Below are 21,455 nucleotides of genomic sequence, written 5' to 3'. Positions count from 1 at the left end.
GAATACATTCACTACTATAATCACGAGCGAATCAAACTAAAACTGAAAGGGCTGAGTCCTGTTCAATACAGAAATCAGCCCTCCTATGTATAACTAACAAACTGTCCAACTTTTTGGGGTCAGTTCAAATTTACTTTGCCCTTTTCTTCGATCGATTTATCGCAACAATCAGAATTCTTCCCAATCCTGATCCGCACTATTATCACTGCTCTTCGCAGGTTTAGCACTGCTTGCACTTGGCAACGACTTCACCGCAGGCTTAGCCGCAGGTCTTTTCGCTGCTGGCGCGGGTCGAGCCTGGGGCGCTTTTTGCTGCTGGCTACTTGCATCCTTATCGTTGAGTTTGAAAATACTCACGGCAGCATTTAAGTTATTTGCTTGCTCTTGCATACTGCCTGCCGCTGCGGCGGCTTCTTCCACAAGTGCAGCGTTTTGTTGCACCGCTTCATCCATTTTTGAAATCGCGATATTCACCTGTGCGATACCGTCGCTTTGCTCGACACTCGCAGCAGTGATTTCCGCCATGATGTCGGCAACACCCTTAATCGATACGACAATCTCATCCATCGTTTTACCAGCATCATCGACTAGGCGGGAACCCGTTTCCACCTTATCGACGGAGTCATTAATCAGTTCTTTGATCTCTTTTGCAGCACTGGCAGATCGTTGCGCAAGGCTACGAACCTCAGAAGCAACCACAGCAAAACCGCGTCCCTGTTCACCGGCGCGAGCCGCTTCAACTGCCGCATTCAACGCGAGAATATTGGTTTGAAAAGCGATACCATCGATAACACCAATAATATCGACAATCTTTTTCGAACTCTCTTTAATTGAGTCCATGGTGTGGACCACATTACCAACCACCTCACCACCTTTGCTCGCAACACCTGATGCTTTCAATGCCAGCGTATTTGCCTGACGCGCATTGTCGGCATTTTGTTGGACTGTCGACGTCAACTCTTCCATCGACGACGCGGTTTCTTCAAGGCTTGCTGCTTGATTTTCTGTACGTGACGAGAGATCCATATTGCCACTGGCAATTTCTTCCGATGAGACTGCAATAGAGGAGCTACCTTGGCGCACGACGGTGACGGTCTGCACTAAATTCTGACGCATGTTCTCGAGACCAGTAAGCAATTGCCCCATTTCGTCATTTGATTTCGCACGTATTTGCTTGGAGAGATCACCGTTACCGATCGCTTCAAATTGTTCCAAGACAAAAGTAAGTGGATGTGAAATTGCGATCACCAGAAAATAAGCTGACGCAAAAACGGCAATTAAGCCCGCGACAACCCCAATTACATCGACCCAAACAAAGGTCTTATACGCAGCCTGACTATTGGCGAGCATAGTTTCTGCACTGGAAAACTGAAGTTCATCCAACTTTACGATCTTATCGGCAAAGGCCTCGTAGAGAGCAGGTAATTTTGTACTATTAATTCCATCTGCCTCTTCAAAGCTGCCTGATTTCACGGCATTAAGAACCGGTGTAAAGGCTTCCTTAATGAATTTGTCTCGTAACTGAGTAACTTCTATAGACAGGCTTTTCTCTACCCCTTCATCCATGGGGAGGCTTAGATATTTCTTCCAACTCTTGTCTGACTTGTCTAGAAACTCGTCGATGCGTTTAAGGAGTTCCACACGATCTGGTGTATCTGGATGAGCAATCACACGATCCACCAAAACACGGGCGCGAAGAATACTGACCCGCGTTGAAGCAAGGGCATCGAGAGACGGCAATTGATTTGCATATAGCTCTGCATTGACTGCATTACTATTACGAACACCAAACGCTCCCATAGCGCCACCGATTACTAGCATAATCGCCATCACAGCCATGGTTGCTATCAATCTAAACTTAATCGTGAAATTCAACATACAATTTTCCTCACGTGGTCGATCTATTAAGAAGAGTCAAAACGGATTTTATTGCTGCATAAGTTAAACTATTGCTGAAAATCAACTTTGATTTAGCGTAATATTGAGTATAAATTTTTTTGCTGTTCGAGGGTGAAAATATTGCTGAAATTCAATTAAAGCGATTAAAAAGATACACGATTAGACGAAAAAAAAGCCCGACCTAGGGTCGGGCTTTTTAGTGAAACCTTTTACAAGTTCAACGAAGCATCAATTAGATTGCTTGGATGTTGGAAGCTTGCTTGCCTTTTGGGCCAGTTGTCACGTCGAAAGAAACGCGTTGGTTTTCTTTCAATGATTTGAAGCCTTGCGATACGATCGCAGAGAAGTGCGCGAACAAATCTTCACCGCCTTCATCAGGAGTAATGAAACCAAAACCTTTAGAGTCATTAAACCATTTTACAATACCTGTTGCCATTACAATTTCCTATTTCAGTTAATGTGGGCATGTGCCCGATAGATCGTTTCAACCAAGCATGAAATGACAGACTGATACTGCACTACAACCTAGAATCTCAACGATTCGTCGATTATACGCACATATTCCGAATAAAGTAAATTTTAAATTGAAACTTTCTATATTCCGCTCATTTAAGTCTCAATTCTTCACAATTTAGCGGGAATTTTTGCCAGCACGGCTTAACTTTTACCCCAATCAACTTAAGCAATCTTGAAGTGAACTTATCGACAATATCCATGTCACAGCAAAACACTTTGCTTTTTACGCTGGAAAAATTTTATTAGTACTGCCCCAAATAAGCCTAATCACAATGCGCCATTTAATTTGTTTAATTTTTGTACTTGGACAACTGATCATTTCCAACATGGTTTTTGCCAGCGATCAAAATAAATCGAGTGAGTACCAAGCACTACTTCGATGTTTTGTCAGCTACGCTGATAAAACAGAAATTATCGAAACGATTGCGCATGAGCGTGGCTACGAAGTTAAACCGACAGACATCGGTGGGCGCTTCACGTTTAAAGCGGTGATGATTGGAACGTCGACAAAAATCAATCACATTTCACTGTACGCCTACTTTCAAGCGACACCCAAAGATCTCCCGATTCATGAAGCTATTTATCGCGGTCCGTTCGCGCCTAGTCAGATTCCCGTGTTAATCACACCATACAATCACCTCTATGCAGGTGAAGTAGAACGCGAACTCAAATATCACTGTGAACTATCAAAAGTCAAAAAATGAAAATCACAACCAAGATCAGTATTGGTATTATTTGCCTCCTCGCACAATTAGCTGTCACCTATGAGAGCAATGCACAGCAATCTAAAAAAGGTGAGCTCACTCTACTCTTTGCTGGTGACATTGTGCTTGACGGCCAAGCGGGTAAGCGTATTGAAGAAGGCAAAGACCCATTTGATGGCGTAAGACGTATCTTCGCGCAAGCCGATGTGCGTGTCGCGAATCTAGAATGCGTAATCGCTACAACGGGTGACGCTGCAGACAAGAATTTTACCTTTCGCGCCCATCCGAGAACGATTGCAGTGCTAGGAAAATACGTCGATGCTGTTTCAATTGCCAACAATCATTCAGGTGACTTTGGGCCAGAAGCCTTCGCTGAAATGCTGGGACTTCTGAAGCAAAGCCAACTCCCCTACTTTGGCGGCGGCTATAACTTAAAACAAGCACATGAACCGTTGATCATCAATAAACACGGCTACCGTATTGCACTATTAGGCTATAACGAGTTTATGCCACGCAGTTTTGAAGCAACATATGATCAAGCGGGTATCGCGTGGAGCGAAGATGAACATGTAATTGCAGACATTCGAGCGGCCCGCAAGATACATCGCGCAGACTTTGTCATTCCTTTTATGCATTGGGGATGGGAGAACGAGATGAAAGCGGGGCCGCGTCAACGAGAGCTCGCCCGAAAAATGATCGATGCTGGTGCCGATGCTGTTATCGGTGGGCATCCGCATGTGATTCAAGATACCGAAGAATACAAAGGAAAACCCATCATTTACAGCCTAGGAAATTTCATGATTGATTTGATGGATAATCCTGCGCAGGCACGTGGTTGGGCCCTACGTTTGCACTTAAAAGCAAATGGTGTTCAGGCATGGGACACGCAAGTCGTCAATCTTGATGAACTTGGCTTGCCACAAGCGAGTAATGAAGCAAGCGCATGCTGGAGTCGACAGGCTGGACTCAAAAGCGATTGTAAGCCTATCGCACCCTAAGTAGACAGCGACATTAAATCGTTAGAGCTTAAACGCGTAGTCAGTGAGGATCACCAAATCTGATTCTGCGGTAGCTACGCAAGGAAGGATGTATGCATCGTCTTTCTCCTCACGGCTAAGGCTAGGCCACTCAATTAGATGTCGTGCGACACCCTGCTGCAACTGACAAAAACAAGTTCGGCAACTGCCGTTACGGCAAGAACTATTAATGCGAATTCCAGCCTCTTGAGCAGCAAGTAAAATACTCTGGCCGGCCTGCACATCGAATCGCCATCCCTGCCTTATTAGCGTTACAGAATAGATTTTCATCAATACAGTTTAAATCTAAATATTCATGGCCAGAGTTTTGTTTGAAGCAGCTTGCTCAAACTACTTTTTGCAAGCGCATTGCGATACTCATATCACCCGCGAGTTTCAATTGGCCCGACATAAAGCCCATGACAGGGTTGAGTTCACCAACAAGCAATTTTGCCAGATCCGGCAAAGACAAACTTACCGTGCAGTCTGCATCACGATCGAGATGATCGACTATATGCGGACGTTGTACGGCATCGACCACGATCACACCATCGCTACCGCAATCAAATTTCAATACCGCATTCAAGCTGCTATCTTCACCCAATTTGAGACGAATTTTCTCTGCGCACGTTAATAAATCCATGCTTCCCTCATCACTTCAAAACGCAAGTTAACATCCAAAAGAATTCATTACGACTCAACCGAATATCACGCGCTACTGTCGCAAATTTCTTCTTTAAGAAACTATCGGTTGGAAAATTCTTGAGCACTTCAACTAGGCTACCATCAGGTAATTCACGACGTTGATAGGTGTTGCCCTCGGCGTCGGTTCTCGCTGTCGGTGGCGTGAAATCTTCGACATTGTTATCGCCGATGAGAACTAAGAAGCCACCAGATCCAATTGATGCTTTGATATTCTTAAATACCTTCGCGTAGTCTTCACGTTTAACATGAGGCCACATGCCTGCCGCGAAGCATGCTGAAAATGTACGTCCCTCCGGCAATTGAAGATCCAACCAATCAGCTTGCGCAAATTCTACGTTTTCTAAGACGTACTCACGCTCTTGGGCGATTTCCAGCATAATGTCATTAATATCAGTAGCCAAGACCGATTCGGCAGACTCAGCAATAAACTCAGTCCAAAAACCGGTACCACAACCAAGCTCTAAGACCTTATGATTGGCGAGTGCCTCGCTAACGTGCTCGGCCGCTGCTTGCGCATCCTCGTCAAGATCGGGCTCAAGATACTTATCTTCGTATATATCCGCTACCTGCGCATAATACTGTGCTAATTCATTGTCGGACATACTCTTCTTTCTTGATTAAACTTTTCGATTATTCGTAAGCGTCTTTATCAGCGCTTACAAATCATAATTATCTTTTCCACCTTGCATTACCTGATCGATGAGTTTTCGATTCATAGTTGGTGACAACTGTTCGATAAACGAATACATGTAGCTGCGTAGATAGGCACCTTGGCGAACGGCAACCCTCGACACGTTCATACCAAACAAGTGCCCTGCTGGAATCGCGCGTAAATTGATATCGCGTTCAGGATCGAAAGCCATGCCAGCGATAATGCCAACCCCCATTCCAAGTTCAACATACGTCTTAATCACGTCGGCATCAATCGCTTCCAACAAAACATCAGGCTTTAGGTGCTTCACATCAAAAGCATGATCAATCTTGCTACGCCCCGCGAATGCTGCGTCATAGGTGATTAGTGGAAACTTTGCAATTTCTTCTAAGGACAAGGTTTTCGATCTCAACAAGGCATGATCAACTGGTACCACGACGACGTGCTCCCATTGATAGCAAGGCATAGACACTAGGCCATCGACATTGGTAATGGCTTCCGTCGCAATCGCTAAGTCAGCTTGATCCCGCATCACCATCTCGGCGATTTGCTTAGGACTCCCCTGCAACAATGACAAACGCACTTTCGGATACTTTTGCATGAAGGCCTGCACAATCTTCGGCAACGCATAGCGGGCCTGCGTATGGGTGGTGGCAATCGTAAAACTACCACTATCTTGCGCTGCAAACTCTTTACCGATGCGCTTTAAGCCGTCGATTTCCTGCATGATCATTTCGACAGATTTCAACACGGCTCGCCCGGGCTCAGTTAAGCCCCGAATACGCTTACCGTGTCGTGCAAAAATGTCGATACCCAATTCTTCTTCGAGTTCGATAATTGCCTTTGACACGCCAGGCTGAGATGTAAAAAGTGCCTTCGCAGCTTCAGTGAGATTGAAATTCTGTCTAACTGCTTCACGCACAAAGCGCAATTGATGTAGGTTCATGCGAACATCCTTGTTCAAAAGCCCCTTGCGTACACACACTTCTTTATATGACAACAAGAGGATTTAACTTGATCGATATACCGCAGCAAGTATATAGACTAGCCGCGGTTTTATCTATGCCCGCATCGGTTTAACCGCAAAAAAACTGGAAAAATAGGAAAATCAGCTCGCGCTGTACTCGACCACACTTTGATCAATAGCGCCGAAAATGGATTTCCCATTCTTGTCCAGCATCTCAATCCGGATCTTGTCACCAAATTTCATAAACTCAGTAGTAGCCTGGCCTTCGTTTGCGATCATTTCCAGTGCTCGCTTTTCTGCGATGCAGCTGTAGCCTTTTTTCGGATCTTTATTGGACACAGTACCAGAACCGATAATCGTGCCAGCGCGGGCATTACGAGTCTTACATAAATGCGTGATCAATTGAGGGAAAGAAAATACCATATCCACCCCCGCATTCGGCTGACCAACTAGGGTTTCGTTCCATGTCGAGCGCAGTGGCAAATGGACTTTACCTTCCTTCCACGCATCGCCGAGTTCATCTGGCGTGACCGCGACCGGAGAAAAACTTGATGCTGGCTTAGACTGAAAAAAGCCAAAACCCTTTGCTAACTCAGCAGGAATCAAGTTACGCAATGAGACATCATTCACCAACATCAAAAGGCGAATATGCTCGCTCGCATGCTGCACTTTAACACCCATCGGGACATCGCCAGTGATCACAGCAATTTCACTTTCAAAATCGATTCCCCATTCTTCTGACAGCAAAGCGATATCATCTGTCGGTCCGATAAAATCATCGCTCCCGCCTTGATACATCAAGGGATCATGCCAAAAACTCTCTGGCATGTCGGCGTTGCGCGCTTTTCGCACTAATTCCACATGATTGACATAAGAAGAACCGTCGGCCCATTGGTATGCGCGCGGTAGTGGTGCCATGCAATTCTTAGGGTCGAATTCAAAACTATTGATACCACGACCTGCGTTCAGACGCTCATATACAGCATCCAACTGTGGCGCGATGAAATTCCAGTCATCTAAAGCATGTTGTAAGCTTGGCGCAATGCCGTCCGCGAGCTGCGCTGTTTTTAAATCTCTTGATACCACGGCCAATTGACCATTGCGTGTACCATCTTTAATTGTCGCTAATTTCATATTCAGTTTTACTCAGAAAAGTCATTGTTTAAACCACGTTTTGTGGCATACACTCGCTGATCGACGTTAACAACGCCAGTATCCGAGCCAAGTACATCAACCAACATTGTAACCTCGATCAGTTAACAAGAAAAAGGAGCCTTGTGAGTACAACAACGATAAGCACCAGCAAGAGAGTGAAGCTCAGAACCTTAGAAGACGAGGATGCCGCGTTTTATCTAGAACTACATAACGATCCTTCGTTCATTGAGAATATTCGAGACAAAGGAATTCGCACGCTGGAAGATGCAAAACACGCAATACGCACGGCACACAATGAAGTGCAAGAAAGGCAGGGTTTCAGCTTATTTTTGGTTGAACGCTTAGAGGACGGAGCGGCATTAGGACTATGCGGTTTAGTCAAACGTGACAACCTGCCGGGCATCGACATTGGCTATGCTCTTTTACCCCAATACTGGGGACAATCCTATGCCTTCGAAGCTTGCACAGCCGTCCTCCGTTTCGCCGCGGACAGCATTAAACTCAAAGAGCTTTATGCCATTGTTTCGCCACACAATATTGCATCTAGCAAACTCTTAGAAAAATTGGGCTTCCAAATGCAAAAAACTATCTCTTTGAGCGAAGGAGATCCTGTTAAGCTATTTCATATCGACTTAAGAATTTCTTAGTCGACACGTGAAAGTCCGCTAAGCGTCCTTTCACGTCGCTATGAGCCGGAATTAAAGGAATCGATCCAAAATCTTACGACTATGTTTGTCGATATCGAACATGTTGCGAATCAAGAAATGAATGCCGTGATTATCGGCAATCAATAAAGACTCCCTACCAATACGCCGAATATCTTCATCACCTTTTAGTACAAAGTGGGTATTGCCACGGTCGGTTTCGACGTGCCACGTGCAAGGCGTGGCGAAGCTAGTTACACTTACAATTCGCGCAATTTCCGGCATAAACTCCCTGCCTTCCAACTCGGTATCAATCAGGGCGCGCACATCATCATTCAAGTCATTCAAGTCGTCAATCCATGCAACTTCTTGACCATTTTCCAACACGAGTGAAATACCTTGACTAGGTGATTGAATTGGAAACGCACGTACAGGACGCACATCTTCAAACCGCGCACCGCTCGCGTCAGTCAGCACGAGCTTTTGAAAACTATCTCTCACCAAACTAAAATCAGTTGTCATCTTCACTCTCCTGCTACAGCAGCTGCTGCTTCATTTCGCGCTTGCGCTTCATACAATCTGAAATAGGCGCCCTCTTTACTCATCAGTTCGTCGTGGCTACCAATCTCCACTACTTCGCCGCGATCCAAAACTACCAAACGATCTGCCTTATGAAGAGTCGATAAACGATGAGCGATCGCAATCGTAGTGCGACCTTGCACCAAGTTGTCGAGCGCTTTTTGAATTTCCTTTTCGGTTTCAGAATCGACGGAAGCGGTTGCCTCATCCATGATCAAAATGCGTGGATCGATCAATAAAGCACGCGCAATTGAGATTCTTTGACGCTCACCGCCAGACAAGCCCTGACCACGTTCGCCGACCATAGAGTCATAACCTTGTGGAAGGCGCAAGATAAATTCGTGCGCATGAGCCGCACGCGCAGCCGCTATGATTTGTTCGCGTGTCGCATCCGGTTTACCGTAAGCGATATTGTCAGCAATTGTGCCGAAAAACAGGAATGGCTCTTGCAACACAAGACCAATATTACTGCGATATTGCGCCACAGGAAAAGAACGGATATCGACGCCATCAAGCAAAATAGCGCCCTCAGCAACATCATAAAACCGACAGATCAAGTTGACCAAAGTGCTCTTCCCTGAGCCACTGTGTCCCACTAAACCTATCATTTCACCAGGTTTAATACTGAGATTAATACCTCGATTCACCGAACGATTACCATAGCGGAAGCCCACCTCACGCAATTCGATTTGGCCTTTAACTTCCTTGATGCTCACAGGGTTCTGTGGCTCTGGAACGCTAGAGACGTGATCCAAAATATCAAAAATACGTTTCGCTGCAGATGCAGATTTCTGTGTAACAGAAACGATACGACTCATGGAATCGATACGACCGTAGAAGTTACTGATAAACGCCACGGCAGCTACTAAATCACCGACCGTAATTTCGTTGCGCGACACCTGCCAGATACCAAATACCCAAACCACCAAAATACCGATATCAGTCAAAAACGAAACAATCGGCGAAAACAGTGACCAGACTTTATTCAACTTATCATTGACTGCAAGGTTATGCTTGTTGGCTGCCCGGAAGCGGGTTGCCTCGCGCTCTTCTTGAGCAAAGGCTTTGACCACACGGATACCTGGAATCGTGTCAGCCAAAACATTCGTAACTTCGCCCCATACGCGATCGATCTTTTCAAAGCCAGTGCGCAATTTATCGCGCACCATATGGATCGCCCACGCGATCAAAGGCAAAGGCAAAAGTGTGACCAGTGCGAGCTTAGTATTAATTTGCAATAGAAAAGCTGCCGTCATTAAGAACATCAAAACGTCGGTCGCAAAATCTAACAAGTGCAACGAGAGGTAAACACAAATACGATCGCTCTCACTGCCGATGCGAGACATCAAATCGCCAGTACGCTTGCTGCCGAAATACTCCAAAGACAATTTCAATAGATGCTCGTACGTCGCAGTCCGTAAATCAGCACCGATGCGTTCAGATACCAAGGCCAAAATGTAGGTTTTACCCCAACTTAAGAGCCATGCCATGATTGCAGCCCCTAACAGACCGCCGATATACATACCAACCAATGAAAGCTCAACGTGCTTTCCGCTTTGGAATGGAATTAAGACCTCATCTGTCAGCGGTTTAGTCAAGTAACGCGGAATCATATGGGAGGCAGTTCCCAACAGCATCAAGGTAAAGCCAATCGCGAGTTGAAAGCGATACGGATGAGCGAAACGCCACAAGCGAAATAAAGTCCATGTCGAAGGTGGGGTATGAATCACCTTAGTACATACAGGGCACTCCTCCTGATCTGGCTCTAAAATCGCTTTGCAACTTGGGCAAATATTTTGCTCGGCTTTTGCTGGTGCCTGCCCTGTAACAACCTCCTGTTGCTTTTCGCGGAAGCCGTCCATCAGACGGATCACTAACAGATTTTGTCCCAACGTAAAACGCCAATGTGCTAGGGTGCCAAACTGACTGAAGAGCTCCAAGTGCCCTACACCAGCATGGTCATGGTGACGCAACTGTAAATCAGCGTGGTAATTCCAAGATTCCCAAGTCTGGGTATCTGGCGAACGGCTTAACAATCGCTCATTGGTAACCACCAACAAACCAGATTTGAACTGCAATCGTGCATTAAGATCAGTTTCGACACTGTGCAATACTTGCTCGTTAGGACGTAGCTCGGCATTGACTTCGCTTGCCCAAGATTCGGGCACGATGGAGATAGCGGGGGCTGACATAGTCATCGTTTAACGGACTCCAATAAGAACTCGCCACCACTGGCGGAAGCTCTTCAAAAATTAAAAAAACCGCATGTATTCGCATAGAGGCAGCTAAATTCTTGCCAAAAATTACAAAAATTTAGGAGTTTGCATCAAGCGCTATGACTGAAAGGACAAATTACGGTATTCTGTCGAAAGGGAAACCAGATCACTGAGAATATCTGTTTTTGCGCTTGGCTTGAAGTATACCAGCAAGCATACATAGTTAATTCTCAATTTTCTATATTTAACGCGCATGTCAGCGAATCGATGACATTCGCGTTATATGCTGATCTGTAAAAGCATATTTCTGGCAGACTTTGTTGGAAATGCAAAAAAGTGAAACGAATAGCAAGAATAATATTCAATAAATATTCAATATAAAATCTGACATCATTCATGACGACAAAAAAGAAAGATATCACTCCGCTGCGCGTTAACCATTTACGTGGCCCTAATATTTGGACTTATCGTCCAGTCATCGAAGTGTGGCTCGATATCGGCGAATTCGAAGAACTACCCTCAAACAAACTCCCCGGACTTTACGAACGATTGACCGCAAAACTACCGGGCTTAGCAGCCCATCGTTGCGGAGTTGGTGAGCCTGGAGGCTTTCTCGAACGTCTTCAAGAAGGTACTTGGGTCGGGCATATTTTGGAGCATGTCGTCCTTGAAATCCAAAACATGTCAGGCATGAAAACAGGTTTTGGACAAACACGTTCAACGCACGTGGACGGTGTTTACAAAATGGCTTTCCGTACGCGTCAAGAACAAGTTGGTCGCGCTGCTTTAGCCGTCGCACGAGATCTGTTGATGGCGATGATTGAAGATCAACAATATGATCTGGACGCTGAAATTCTGCGCCTACAAGATATGGTCGATTCACTTTGCCTTGGCCCAAGCACTGGCCATATTGTCGAAGCCGCGACCGATCGCAAGATCCCATCGATTCGCCTTACTGAAGGCAACCTCGTTCAACTCGGTCACGGCTGCTCGCAACGTCGCATTTGGACTGCAGAAACAGACCGCACTAGTGCAATCGCAGAAAGCATTGCCAGTGACAAGGACATGACCAAGTCTCTATTAAAGGCTTGCGGCGTGCCAGTCCCTGAAGGCAGCTTAGTCCGCAGTGCTGAAGAAGCATGGGAAGAAGCGCAAGACATTGGCCTGCCTGTTGTAATCAAACCATATGACGGAAATCATGGCCGTGGCGTTACACTCAATTTAATGACCAAAGACGAAATCTTTGAGGCATATGAACTTGCCGCCCGCAAAGGCGAAAGCAAAAGCGTCATCGTCGAGAAATTCATCACAGGCAACGAGCACCGCCTACTGGTTGTTGGTGATCGTTTAGTTGCAGCAGCGCGCGGTGACGCACTCTGGGTGACTGGAGATGGCAGTTCCAATGTAAAAAAATTGGTGGACGAACAAATCAATATTGATCCTCGCCGTGGCATGACTGAAGAGTTCCCACTCGGTCTAGTGCAGCCAGACGTCAGTGCTGAAGTGATTTTGGAATTAAAACGCCAAGGAATGACCTCAGACTCCATCCCACAAGAGGGTCAACAAGTTCTCATTCAAATTAATGGCAATGTTGCGATCGACGTCACCGATGATGTTCACCCAGAAAACGCGCGTATTGCGGCACTCGCGACTCGCATCGTTGGGCTAGACATCGCCGGCATTGACCTCGTCTGTGACGACATTTCAAAACCCCTTGCAGCGCAAGGCGGCGCCATTATTGAAGTCAATGCTAGCCCAGGCCTGCTCTCACACCTCAAACCCGCAGAAGGCAAACCACGTGATATTGGATCCGCCATCATCACACATCTTTTTGGCGAAAAAGAAAACGGTCGTATCCCGATCATCGGCGTCTCCGGTAGCAAAGGTACTAGCCTGATTGCCCGTCTGATCGGTAGCATGCTGAGTATGAGTGGCCAGTATTCTGGCGTCTCTTGCGCTGATGGTTTATACCTGGATCAACGTCAGGTAGTGAAGTCGAACTGCACCACATGGGATGCAGGTCAGCGCCTGCTATTGAATCGCAATGTCCAAGCTGCCGTATTTGAATCAAACGCCAAAGGTATTCTAAAAGACGGCTTGCCCTACGATCGCTGCAAAGTTGGTGTCGTCACTGACTTAGACGGCCACGAAGAATTAAGCGAGTTCTACATCACTGAAGCCGATCAAATGTTCAAAGTCATGCGCACGCAAATTGACGTCGTGCTCGAACATGGTGTTGCAGTAATTAGTGCCGCCATCCCAGTGGCCAATGAGCTTGCCGAACTATGCGATGGCGAAGTGATTTACTATGGTTTGGACACACATGTCGGGACGATGGCTAGACACCTACAGCAAGGCAAACGCGCTGTTTACCTCAAAGAGGGCAATATCGTTTTAGGCACAGCGACAAGCGAACAAGTACTGCTGGCATTAAATAGCCTGAAACCAGCAAAAGTAGAGCAAGCTGAGGCGGTTTTAGCTGCGGTTGCATCGGCTTGGGCCATGAACATCACGCCAGACATCATCGCTGCGGCGCTCAGAAATTTTGATTCCGCGCCTCCGAAAAAACATTACTAAAAACCATATCTGGCGCCGACTTAAAGAATCAATTCAGCGCCAGTAAACTTACATTTTTTGGCTAAACAGCCAGCAGATAGGACTAAGGTTTATGGAAGTATCACGCATCAGGGCATTACGTGGCCCCAATCTCTGGACTCATCACACCGCGGTTGAAGCAATTGTTAGGTGCAACACTGACGAACTGTCAATCACCGAGATTCCAGATTTCGAATCTCGGCTGCGCGCATTGTTCCCTGAGATAGGTCCACTACAAGCGACAGGCCATGACGACGCCATTCCACTCGCACGAGTGTTTGAACTAGCAGCTCTTGCCCTCCAAGCACAAGCGGGTTGCCCGGTCACATTTAGCCGCACAACGCAAACCTTGGAAGATGGAATCTTCCAAGTTGTTGTCGAATACTCGGAAGAAGATGTCGGTCGACAAGCGCTCGACTTTGCCGAGAAATTGGTCAATGCAGCCTTACACAATCAAAGTTTTGACTTAGCTGCAGCACTCCATGAATTACGAGAACTAGACGAAGATTTGCGCCTTGGACCATCGACTGGCTCCATTGTTTATGCTGCAGTTGCGCGCAATATTCCTTACCGTCGATTGACCAGTGGCAGCTTGGTGACTTTCGGTTGGGGCAGCAAGCAACGAAAAATTCAAGCTGCGGAAATGGATGGAACGAGTGCGATCGCCGAAGCTATCGCGCAAGATAAGGAACTCACCAAAAAATTACTGGACGCCGCCGGCGTTCCAGTTCCGCTTGGACGCACTGCATTCGATGTTGAAGACGCTTGGAATATCGCACAAGAAATAGGTTTGCCAGTTGTTGTAAAACCAAAAGACGGCAATCAAGGGAAAGGCGTAACAGTCAACATCACAACACGCGAACAACTCGAAGCTGCTTACGTCGCTGCATCGGAATTCCGTGACGATATTTTGGTTGAGCGCTACCTTCCTGGTAACGATTTCCGCTTACTAGTGGTAGGCAATAAGCTGGTTGCTGCTGCACGTCGCGACCCGCCGCAAGTGGTTGGTGATGGCACGCATTCAGTACGTGAATTAGTCGAGCAGGTCAACAAAGATCCTCGCCGTGGCAGTGGCCATGCAACTTCACTGACTAAGATTCGTTTTGACGACATCGCCTTGGCAAGCTTAGCCAAACAAGGCTATGACGCTGATTCAATTCCAACCAAGGGTACCCGCGTTGTTTTGCGCAACAATGCCAATCTCTCTACTGGCGGTTCTGCAACTGATGTAACCGACGACGTCCACCCTGAAGTAGCTGCAGGTGCAGTGGCAGCAGCACAAATGATTGGTCTTGATATTTGCGGCGTTGACTTAGTGGCTGACAGCGTGTTAAAGCCAATCGAAGATCAAAATGGTGGCATTGTTGAAGTGAATGCAGCACCTGGTCTACGTATGCATCTTTCTCCTTCATTCGGTAAAGGTCGTGCGGTCGGCGAAGCGATTGTAGCAGCGATGTTTGCAGATGGAGACGATGGCCGCATTCCTATTATTGCGGTGACCGGCACAAACGGCAAGACCACTACAGTTCGCCTCATCTCACATTTGCTAGCGAGCAGTGGCCTGCGCGTTGGTATGACCAATACCGATGGCGTTTATGTTGAAGGACGTCAAATCGATAGCGGTGACTGCAGTGGCCCGCGTAGCGCGCGAAATGTATTGTCACATCCCGACGTCGATGCAGCCGTGTTTGAAACTGCTCGCGGTGGAGTTCTACGTGAAGGTCTAGCCTATGACCGTTGTAAAGTAGCAGTAGTAACCAATATCGGCACAGGTGATCACTTAGGTTTGAATTACATCACCACCGTAGAAGATCTTGCAGTACTCAAACGCGTAATCGTCCAAAACGTGGCCGAAAATGGCGTGGCGGTTTTAAATGCCGCCGACCCTATCGTCGCTGGAATGGCCAAAAACTGCACAGGTGCGGTCACCTTCTTTGCTGTCGATAGTCAATTGCCGATCATGGCGGCACATCGCGTCAAGGGTCATCGTGTAGTATTTGTTGAAGATGGCGACTTGGTTGCTGTTGAGGGCAAATTAGTTCATCGCATTCCATTGGCAGATATCCCAATTACACGCAATGGCACAATCGGATTCCAAGTCGAAAACGTCATGGCTTCCGTTGCAGCAGCATGGGGAATCAACCTAAGTTGGGACGCAATCCGCCAAGGCTTGAAGACCTTCATGAATGACAGCGACAATGCGCCTGGTCGCTTTAATGTCTTCAGTTATCGCGGCGCAACTTTGATTGCTGACTACGGCCACAATCCTGACGCGATTAGCGCCTTGGTGCAAGCCGTCGATAGCATGCCAGGTAATCGTCGTACGGTGGTCATTAGCGGTGCTGGCGACCGTAGGGATCAAGACATTCGCCAACAAACTGAGATCCTAGGAAATGCCTTTGACCAGGTCATTTTGTATCAAGATCAATGTCAACGTGGTCGCGCTGATGGTGAAGTGGTTGCCTTACTTCGCTCTGGTCTTCAAGACGCAAAACGCACCACTGAAGTAAGGGAAATCAACGGCGAATTCATCGCTATTGATACTGCACTAGCAAGCCTGAAGGAAGGCGACTTGTGCTTGATTTTGATCGATCAAGTGGAAGAGTCTTTGGTTCACATTGCAAAGAGAATTGCGGAAGCTTAAGTGAAATGAAGTAAAAAAAAGCCGAGCATGCTCGGCTTTTTTTTCAAGTTTCCAATTTAACGCCCTAAGATTGATGAGACATTATCGTGCCCTCCAGCACCGAATAATTGTTCCTTCAACACAGCCAATTGGTCTCGTACTCGGGCAGCCTGCTCGAACTCTAGATTCTTAGCATGATCTAACATGAGTTTTTCCAAACGCTTAATTTCCTTACTAATTTGCTTCTCACTCATTGCCTCATACTTCGCTTGTTCTTGCGCGACTTTACGCTCATCTTGCGCTTCTTGAGGGTTATAAACACCGTCGATAATGTCTTTAATCTTCTTATTGATGCCGGTCGGTGTAATGTTATTCGCGGTATTAAAGTCGATTTGTTTGGCGCGGCGCCGCTCTGTCTCATCAATTGCACGACGCATCGAATCGGTGATTCTGTCGGCATATAAGATCGCTGTACCGTTCAAATTACGTGCGGCACGCCCTATAGTCTGAATCAAGCTGCGTTCAGATCGCAAAAAGCCCTCCTTGTCAGCATCAAGAATCGCTACCAAGGACACCTCTGGCAAATCCAAGCCTTCACGCAATAAATTAATCCCAACCAAAACATCAAATGCACCGAGGCGCAAATCGCGCAGAATCTCAACGCGCTCAACGGTATCGATATCGCTATGTAGATAACGAACCTTCACCCCGTTATCACCCAAAAACTCAGTCAATTGCTCAGACATTCGTTTAGTTAAAGTAGTAACCAAAACGCGTTCATTAAGTTTCACGCGCTCGGTGATTTCATTCATTAAATCATCGACTTGCGTCAACGCTGGGCGTACCTCAATGCGTGGATCAACCAAGCCGGTCGGCCGAACCACCTGCTCTACCGTTTGATCTGAATGCTGCTTCTCATACTCAGCCGGAGTTGCCGACACAAACACCGTTTGTCGCATTTTGCTCTCGAACTCTTCAAATTTCAAAGGACGATTATCTAGAGCCGAAGGCAGACGGAAACCATAATCTACCAAATTGGTTTTACGCGATCGATCACCGTTATACATCGCACTCAACTGACCCGTAAGGACGTGCGATTCATCCAAAAACATAATTGCGTCTGTCGGCAAATAGTCAACCAAGGTCGGCGGCGGCTCACCCGGTTTTGCACCACTTAAATGACGCGAGTAGTTCTCAATACCTTTGGTAAAGCCGATTTCCGCCATCATCTCCAAATCAAATCGTGTGCGCTGCTCGATGCGCTGCTCTTCGATCAGCTTATTTTCTCTACGATAGAACTCCAAGCGTTCGCGTAATTCTTCTTTAATGGTCTCAATCGCACGTAATACAGTCTCCCTTGGCGTAACGTAATGCGAACCTGGATAGACCGTAAAACGAGGAATTTTTTGTTTCACGCGGCCAGTCAAAGGATCAAACAAGGCAATACTTTCCACCTCATCGTCGAACATTTCCAAACGCACGGCGAGTTCGGCGTGTTCCGCGGGAAAAATATCGATGGTGTCACCACGGACGCGGAAAGTACCGCGACCGAAATCAACCTCATTGCGTGTGTACTGCATTTGAATTAGTCGTGCGATCACATCACGTTGACTCAACTTATCCTTAGCACGCAAGGTCAAGATCATCTTATGGTATTCGTTGGGATTACCAATACCGTATATTGCTGACACCGTTGCTACGATAATGACGTCACGGCGCTCCATCAAAGACTTCGTACAGGACAAACGCATTTGTTCTATATGCTCGTTAATTGCCGAATCTTTTTCGATAAAGAGATCGCGCTGCGGCACATACGCTTCTGGCTGGTAGTAATCGTAGTAGCTCACGAAATATTCGACCGCATTGCGCGGGAAAAATTCTTTAAATTCACTATACAACTGTGCGGCGAGAGTTTTGTTTGGTGCAAAAATAATCGCTGGACGTCCCGTACGCGCAATAACGTTAGCCATGGTGTACGTTTTACCTGAGCCAGTTACCCCCAGTAGCGTCTGAAAAAACAAGCCGTCGTTAATTCCTTCGACCAGTTGAGCTATCGCCGTTGGTTGATCACCGGCAGGCTCAAAAATCTGACAGAGTTGATAAGGTGAGTCTGGGAAAGTGACAAACTTTCCTTCTAATTCATCTTGTTCAACGGGACTTAAGGCACTCATGTATAGACTCTCTTTGGCAAAATCTGGCAGAGACTGCAAACGAATACTTGCGCCTCACGATAACTTTCCATTTTACTGTATATTCAATCAGTAGACAAAAAAGGCTTCGGTTCATCATAACGCCTTACACGATTTTCCAAAAAATTAGTACAGGATTTGTCCAAGCCGCAGTTGGACAAAAACTATTACTTTCTTTTATTCATGACCGATCTCAAGAAAAATACCCTCAAAAAGGGCGTCTAAAAAGCCAGTACTTTTCAAATAAGAACAAAAAGCTTTTGACAATAAGAGCGAAGCCCACTATAATTTTTGTCTCTGTTCCCTGATAGCTCAGTCGGTAGAGCGACGGACTGTTAATCCGCAGGTCCCTGGTTCGAGTCCAGGTCGGGGAGCCACAGAATTCGAAGTAAGCGCGTTGCAAAACGTCGCGTAGTATAAGTTAAGAAGCTAGTCTTCTATTCCCTGATAGCTCAGTCGGTAGAGCGACGGACTGTTAATCCGCAGGTCCCTGGTTCGAGTCCAGGTCGGGGAGCCAAATAAAAAGCCTTGTAGAAATACAAGGCTTTTTTCTTTTCAAAGACCCGCAAACCTAAGCAGCATGCGGCATCCATCACGTTTTTATGTTACAGTCTCGCCTTCGCTAGGGGTCCTGCGTCAATAATGATGCGGGTGAGATAGTCCCTTGAACCTGATCTGGATAATGCCAGCGAAGGGAAGCGCGCAGTCTACAGTCCACCCCGTCTGTTTGGTGAAGAATTTAATCACCTTGACTCACCCTCTTCTTTCGTTTGCGTTTTTCTAGACGTAACCTAAGTTAGAAGAGTCTCAGATGTCTACAACAAAATTCCAATTCAGCCTTATCAGCATTGCGTTAGCCCAAGCTTTCAGTTTGCCACAATTAGCCCAAGCACAAAATAAAGACCAGATTTTGCAGGAAGTGGTCGTCAGCGGAAGCCGTAGCAATAAAGTCGATACAAGCAAGCTCGGCGGCTACTTGGAAAACAGCCTACAAGACACTCCACTCTCAATTACGGCATTCTCATCAACGCAACTTCAAGACCTGCGCATTCGCCAAACCACAGACGCAATGAAGTTCGATGCCAGTGTTAATGATGCCTACAATGCAGTCGGTTACGCTGAGCAGTTTTCGATTCGCGGCTTTGCGCTCGACAATGCGTCCAGCTACCGCAAAGATGGCTTTGCCATCCCAGGCGACTCTTCAATTCCACTTGAAAACAAAGAGCGCTTAGAAATCCTCAAAGGCATCAGCGGCTTACAATCTGGCTTCACCACACCTGGAGGCGTAATCAATTACGTCACCAAACGTTCAAGTAATACTGCATTACGCTCCATCACGCTTGAAGCCAGCGAGCGCGGCACTTTGTACGGCAGCGTTGATCTCGGTGGCAAGACCGATGACAAACAATTCGGCTACCGCATCAATGCCGCTGGTGAAAAATTGCGCTCCTACATCAAAGGTGCTGATGGTGAACGTCAATTCGCCTCCGTCGCTTTAGATTGGAAGATTTCTCCACAAGCCTTATTCCAAATCGATATCGATCACCAACACAAATCACAATTGTCTGCTCCAGGTTTTCAGCTCTTCAATGGCACTGAGCTACCACGAGGAATCTCCGCGGACTTGTTGTTGAATGATCAAAAATGGGCAAAGCCAGTTGACACCACAAATCAAAATTTCGGCCTGCGCTTCGAATACCAAATCGACGCCAACTGGAATGCGAGTATTTCCAGTAATTTTCATCAATTTAAACGCGATGATTTTACAGCCTTCCCTTACGGCTGCGGCGCGCAAAACTTATACCCAGGCTACTGTGCAAATGGAGACTATGATGTTTATGACTATCAAAGTGTAGGCGAGTCTAAGAAGCTTCGAGGCACACAAGCAATCTTGACAGGAAAATTTGCGACAGCGGGTGTTGAACATCAATTAGCAGCGGGAATGAGCAACTCCGATCGTCGCGATTACTATGGCGATTACGTTTATGACTATGCGGGCAGTAGCAATCTATTCCATCCAACTGCCGTTCCACCGTCCACCAATAGAACCGGACCAGTTAGCTTACGTCGCACTGACAAAGAAAACTCTTTATTCGTGCAAGACATTATCAAGTTAAGTAAAGAGTTGGACTTACATGCCGGCCTGCGCCGACTCTCGGTTGATCGCACTCAAGCAGGCAGTCCGCAGTTCGAACAAAGCTATAACTTACCGAGCGCTGCCTTAGTGTTCAAACCGAGCGCCGAACTCAGCACCTACGCCAGTTTCAGTCAAGGTCTCGAGCACGGCGGTGTGGCGCCGATTGGAACGACGAATGCCAATAAAATGTTAGAGGCAGAAAAGTCTACACAATGGGAATTGGGGGCGAAAGCGGCGATAGGTAATGACATCAATCTGACTGCTGCTATTTTCCGCATTACCAAGCCACTGGAATACACCAACGCCGCAAACACTTACGTCAGTGCAGGCGAAGCCGAGCATCGCGGCCTTGAGTTGGCAGCGCAAGCTAAACTCAGCAAAGAATGGAATATTGGCGCCAGCGCGACAGCAATCAATGCACGCCAAAACGGCACCAACGATGCCACGATCGAAGGCAAACGCGTGACAAATGTCCCCTCCTTCAAATCCAGCGTGTACACCGATTACGCACCAGCGCTGTTAGCCGGAGCCCATCTCACAGGCTCATGGCAGTATTCTGGTAGCAAATCATTTAGCCCTGATAACAAAGTCACTGTCCCCGGCTACAACGTGGTCAACTTTGGCGCGCGTTACAGCCTGCAAAACAATGGCATCGTCACGACTTTACGTTTTGATATCAATAATGCTTTTAATAAATTCTACTGGCGTGATGTAACTCAATCCTTGGGTGGCTACCTCTTCCCAGGCGCACCACGCACCTATAAACTCTCGGCGCAAATCGACTTCTAAACGATCTTGCACATGGGACAAGTCGCTCGACTTGTCCCATTCTCATGACCCACCTCAGAAATACCCATT

17 protein-coding genes, 2 tRNA genes and 1 riboswitch are annotated in these 21,455 nt (G+C 46.8%); of the genes, 9 read left to right on the top strand and 10 right to left on the bottom strand.

All coding sequences use genetic code 11. The annotated features are described in order from the left end of the window. Positions 1-93: IS3 family transposase (locus tag H8K36_RS13080; protein WP_186916919.1), on the top strand; the 93-nt coding region annotated here is incomplete at its 5' end. A gap of 75 nt (positions 94-168) precedes the next feature. Here the strand turns inward: H8K36_RS13080 and H8K36_RS19630 are convergent. Both H8K36_RS19630 and H8K36_RS13070 read right to left on the bottom strand, forming a co-directional pair. After that, positions 169-1,878 (bottom strand): methyl-accepting chemotaxis protein, encoded by a 1,710-nt coding sequence (locus H8K36_RS19630; RefSeq protein ID WP_186916918.1) that lies wholly within the window; start codon positions 1,876-1,878, stop codon positions 169-171. 253 nt (positions 1,879-2,131) lie between these two features. Then, entirely contained in the window at positions 2,132-2,335 is a 204-nt protein-coding gene (locus H8K36_RS13070) for a cold-shock protein (RefSeq protein WP_186916917.1), read from the bottom strand. Between the two features lie 406 nt (positions 2,336-2,741). On the opposite strand from H8K36_RS13070, the gene H8K36_RS13065 reads away from it, so the two are divergent. Continuing rightward, positions 2,742-3,119 (top strand): hypothetical protein, encoded by a 378-nt coding sequence (locus tag H8K36_RS13065; RefSeq protein ID WP_186916916.1) that lies wholly within the window; start codon positions 2,742-2,744, stop codon positions 3,117-3,119. Next, positions 3,116-4,117, top strand: coding sequence for a CapA family protein (locus H8K36_RS13060; RefSeq protein ID WP_186916915.1), 1,002 nt, complete (start codon positions 3,116-3,118; stop codon positions 4,115-4,117). Before H8K36_RS13065 ends, H8K36_RS13060 begins: the two co-directional genes overlap by 4 nt. 21 nt (positions 4,118-4,138) lie before the next feature. On the opposite strand, the gene H8K36_RS13055 is transcribed toward H8K36_RS13060, so the two are convergent. From H8K36_RS13055 to H8K36_RS13035, 5 genes are all read right to left on the bottom strand, one after another. Continuing rightward, the gene (locus tag H8K36_RS13055; RefSeq protein ID WP_186916914.1) at positions 4,139-4,426 is read right to left on the bottom strand and encodes a 2Fe-2S iron-sulfur cluster-binding protein; all 288 of its coding nucleotides are present in this window, start codon (positions 4,424-4,426) and stop codon (positions 4,139-4,141) included. Positions 4,427-4,481: 55 nt separating this feature from the next. Continuing rightward, complete coding sequence (locus H8K36_RS13050) at positions 4,482-4,778, bottom strand: SCP2 sterol-binding domain-containing protein (RefSeq protein WP_186916913.1); 297 nt, start codon at positions 4,776-4,778, stop codon at positions 4,482-4,484. Positions 4,779-4,788: 10 nt separating this feature from the next. Then, entirely contained in the window at positions 4,789-5,442 is a 654-nt protein-coding gene (locus H8K36_RS13045; RefSeq protein ID WP_186916912.1) for a class I SAM-dependent methyltransferase, read from the bottom strand. A gap of 54 nt (positions 5,443-5,496) precedes the next feature. Continuing rightward, positions 5,497-6,438, bottom strand: a complete 942-nt coding sequence (locus H8K36_RS13040) for a CysB family HTH-type transcriptional regulator (protein WP_186916911.1) — start codon at positions 6,436-6,438, stop codon at positions 5,497-5,499. Positions 6,439-6,600: 162 nt separating this feature from the next. Next, complete coding sequence (locus H8K36_RS13035) at positions 6,601-7,593, bottom strand: fumarylacetoacetate hydrolase family protein (protein ID WP_186916910.1); 993 nt, start codon at positions 7,591-7,593, stop codon at positions 6,601-6,603. A 143-nt stretch (positions 7,594-7,736) separates the two neighbouring features. Between H8K36_RS13035 and H8K36_RS13030 the strand changes: the two genes are divergently transcribed. Beyond that, positions 7,737-8,261: a GNAT family N-acetyltransferase gene (locus H8K36_RS13030; protein WP_186916909.1), complete on the top strand. Its 525-nt coding sequence runs from the start codon at positions 7,737-7,739 to the stop codon at positions 8,259-8,261. 51 nt (positions 8,262-8,312) lie between these two features. Here H8K36_RS13030 and H8K36_RS13025 read toward each other — a convergent pair whose 3' ends face one another. Continuing rightward, complete coding sequence (locus H8K36_RS13025; RefSeq protein ID WP_186916908.1) at positions 8,313-8,780, bottom strand: cyanophycin metabolism-associated DUF1854 family protein; 468 nt, start codon at positions 8,778-8,780, stop codon at positions 8,313-8,315. 2 nt (positions 8,781-8,782) lie between these two features. Then, positions 8,783-11,035 carry a cyanophycin metabolism-associated ABC transporter gene (locus tag H8K36_RS13020; RefSeq protein ID WP_186916907.1) on the bottom strand — a complete coding sequence of 751 codons (2,253 nt, stop codon included), beginning with the start codon at positions 11,033-11,035 and terminating at the stop codon, positions 8,783-8,785. A 414-nt stretch (positions 11,036-11,449) separates the two neighbouring features. On the opposite strand from H8K36_RS13020, the gene H8K36_RS13015 reads away from it, so the two are divergent. Together H8K36_RS13015 and cphA are read left to right on the top strand one after the other, a co-directional pair. Then, a complete protein-coding gene (locus H8K36_RS13015; protein WP_186916906.1) occupies positions 11,450-13,630 on the top strand; it encodes a cyanophycin synthetase in 2,181 nt (726 codons plus the stop codon). Between the two features lie 91 nt (positions 13,631-13,721). Beyond that, the gene (gene cphA, locus H8K36_RS13010; protein WP_186916905.1) at positions 13,722-16,292 is read left to right on the top strand and encodes a cyanophycin synthetase; all 2,571 of its coding nucleotides are present in this window, start codon (positions 13,722-13,724) and stop codon (positions 16,290-16,292) included. A gap of 56 nt (positions 16,293-16,348) precedes the next feature. On the opposite strand, the gene uvrB is transcribed toward cphA, so the two are convergent. After that, positions 16,349-18,442, bottom strand: a complete 2,094-nt coding sequence (gene uvrB, locus H8K36_RS13005; RefSeq protein WP_186916904.1) for an excinuclease ABC subunit UvrB — start codon at positions 18,440-18,442, stop codon at positions 16,349-16,351. A gap of 319 nt (positions 18,443-18,761) precedes the next feature. On the opposite strand from uvrB, the gene H8K36_RS13000 reads away from it, so the two are divergent. The 3 genes from H8K36_RS13000 (at position 18,762) to H8K36_RS12990 (ending at position 21,386) form a co-directional block, all read left to right on the top strand. After that, a tRNA-Asn gene (locus tag H8K36_RS13000) sits at positions 18,762-18,837 on the top strand. Positions 18,838-18,901: 64 nt separating this feature from the next. Beyond that, positions 18,902-18,977 (top strand) — tRNA-Asn (locus H8K36_RS12995). Positions 18,978-19,074: 97 nt separating this feature from the next. After that, positions 19,075-19,174, top strand: a riboswitch (TPP riboswitch). A gap of 97 nt (positions 19,175-19,271) precedes the next feature. Then, positions 19,272-21,386 carry a TonB-dependent siderophore receptor gene (locus tag H8K36_RS12990; RefSeq protein ID WP_186916903.1) on the top strand — a complete coding sequence of 705 codons (2,115 nt, stop codon included), beginning with the start codon at positions 19,272-19,274 and terminating at the stop codon, positions 21,384-21,386. Positions 21,387-21,455 lie beyond the last annotated feature (69 nt).

Origin of the sequence: Affinundibacterium nitidum, from assembly GCF_014284155.1 — a bacterium.
GTDB lineage: Bacteria > Pseudomonadota > Gammaproteobacteria > Burkholderiales > Burkholderiaceae_D > Undibacterium > Undibacterium nitidum.
This window is presented reverse-complemented; position numbering and strand designations above follow the sequence as displayed.

Bases quoted from the DNA above. Each gene is read 5' to 3' on its own strand.
- H8K36_RS13015 (WP_186916906.1), top strand. From the start codon at position 11,450: ATGACGACAAAAAAGAAAGATATCACTCCGCTGCGCGTTAACCATTTA.
- H8K36_RS12990 (WP_186916903.1), top strand. From the start codon at position 19,272: ATGTCTACAACAAAATTCCAATTCAGCCTTATCAGCATTGCGTTAGCC.
- H8K36_RS13020 (WP_186916907.1), bottom strand. From the start codon at position 11,035: ATGACTATGTCAGCCCCCGCTATCTCCATCGTGCCCGAATCTTGGGCA.
- H8K36_RS13040 (WP_186916911.1), bottom strand. From the start codon at position 6,438: ATGAACCTACATCAATTGCGCTTTGTGCGTGAAGCAGTTAGACAGAAT.
- H8K36_RS13025 (WP_186916908.1), bottom strand. From the start codon at position 8,780: ATGACAACTGATTTTAGTTTGGTGAGAGATAGTTTTCAAAAGCTCGTG.
- H8K36_RS19630 (WP_186916918.1), bottom strand. From the start codon at position 1,878: ATGTTGAATTTCACGATTAAGTTTAGATTGATAGCAACCATGGCTGTG.
- cphA (WP_186916905.1), top strand. From the start codon at position 13,722: ATGGAAGTATCACGCATCAGGGCATTACGTGGCCCCAATCTCTGGACT.
- H8K36_RS13035 (WP_186916910.1), bottom strand. From the start codon at position 7,593: ATGAAATTAGCGACAATTAAAGATGGTACACGCAATGGTCAATTGGCC.
- H8K36_RS13065 (WP_186916916.1), top strand. From the start codon at position 2,742: ATGGTTTTTGCCAGCGATCAAAATAAATCGAGTGAGTACCAAGCACTA.
- H8K36_RS13055 (WP_186916914.1), bottom strand. From the start codon at position 4,426: ATGAAAATCTATTCTGTAACGCTAATAAGGCAGGGATGGCGATTCGAT.
- H8K36_RS13050 (WP_186916913.1), bottom strand. From the start codon at position 4,778: ATGGATTTATTAACGTGCGCAGAGAAAATTCGTCTCAAATTGGGTGAA.
- H8K36_RS13070 (WP_186916917.1), bottom strand. From the start codon at position 2,335: ATGGCAACAGGTATTGTAAAATGGTTTAATGACTCTAAAGGTTTTGGT.
- H8K36_RS13060 (WP_186916915.1), top strand. From the start codon at position 3,116: ATGAAAATCACAACCAAGATCAGTATTGGTATTATTTGCCTCCTCGCA.
- H8K36_RS13045 (WP_186916912.1), bottom strand. From the start codon at position 5,442: ATGTCCGACAATGAATTAGCACAGTATTATGCGCAGGTAGCGGATATA.
- uvrB (WP_186916904.1), bottom strand. From the start codon at position 18,442: ATGAGTGCCTTAAGTCCCGTTGAACAAGATGAATTAGAAGGAAAGTTT.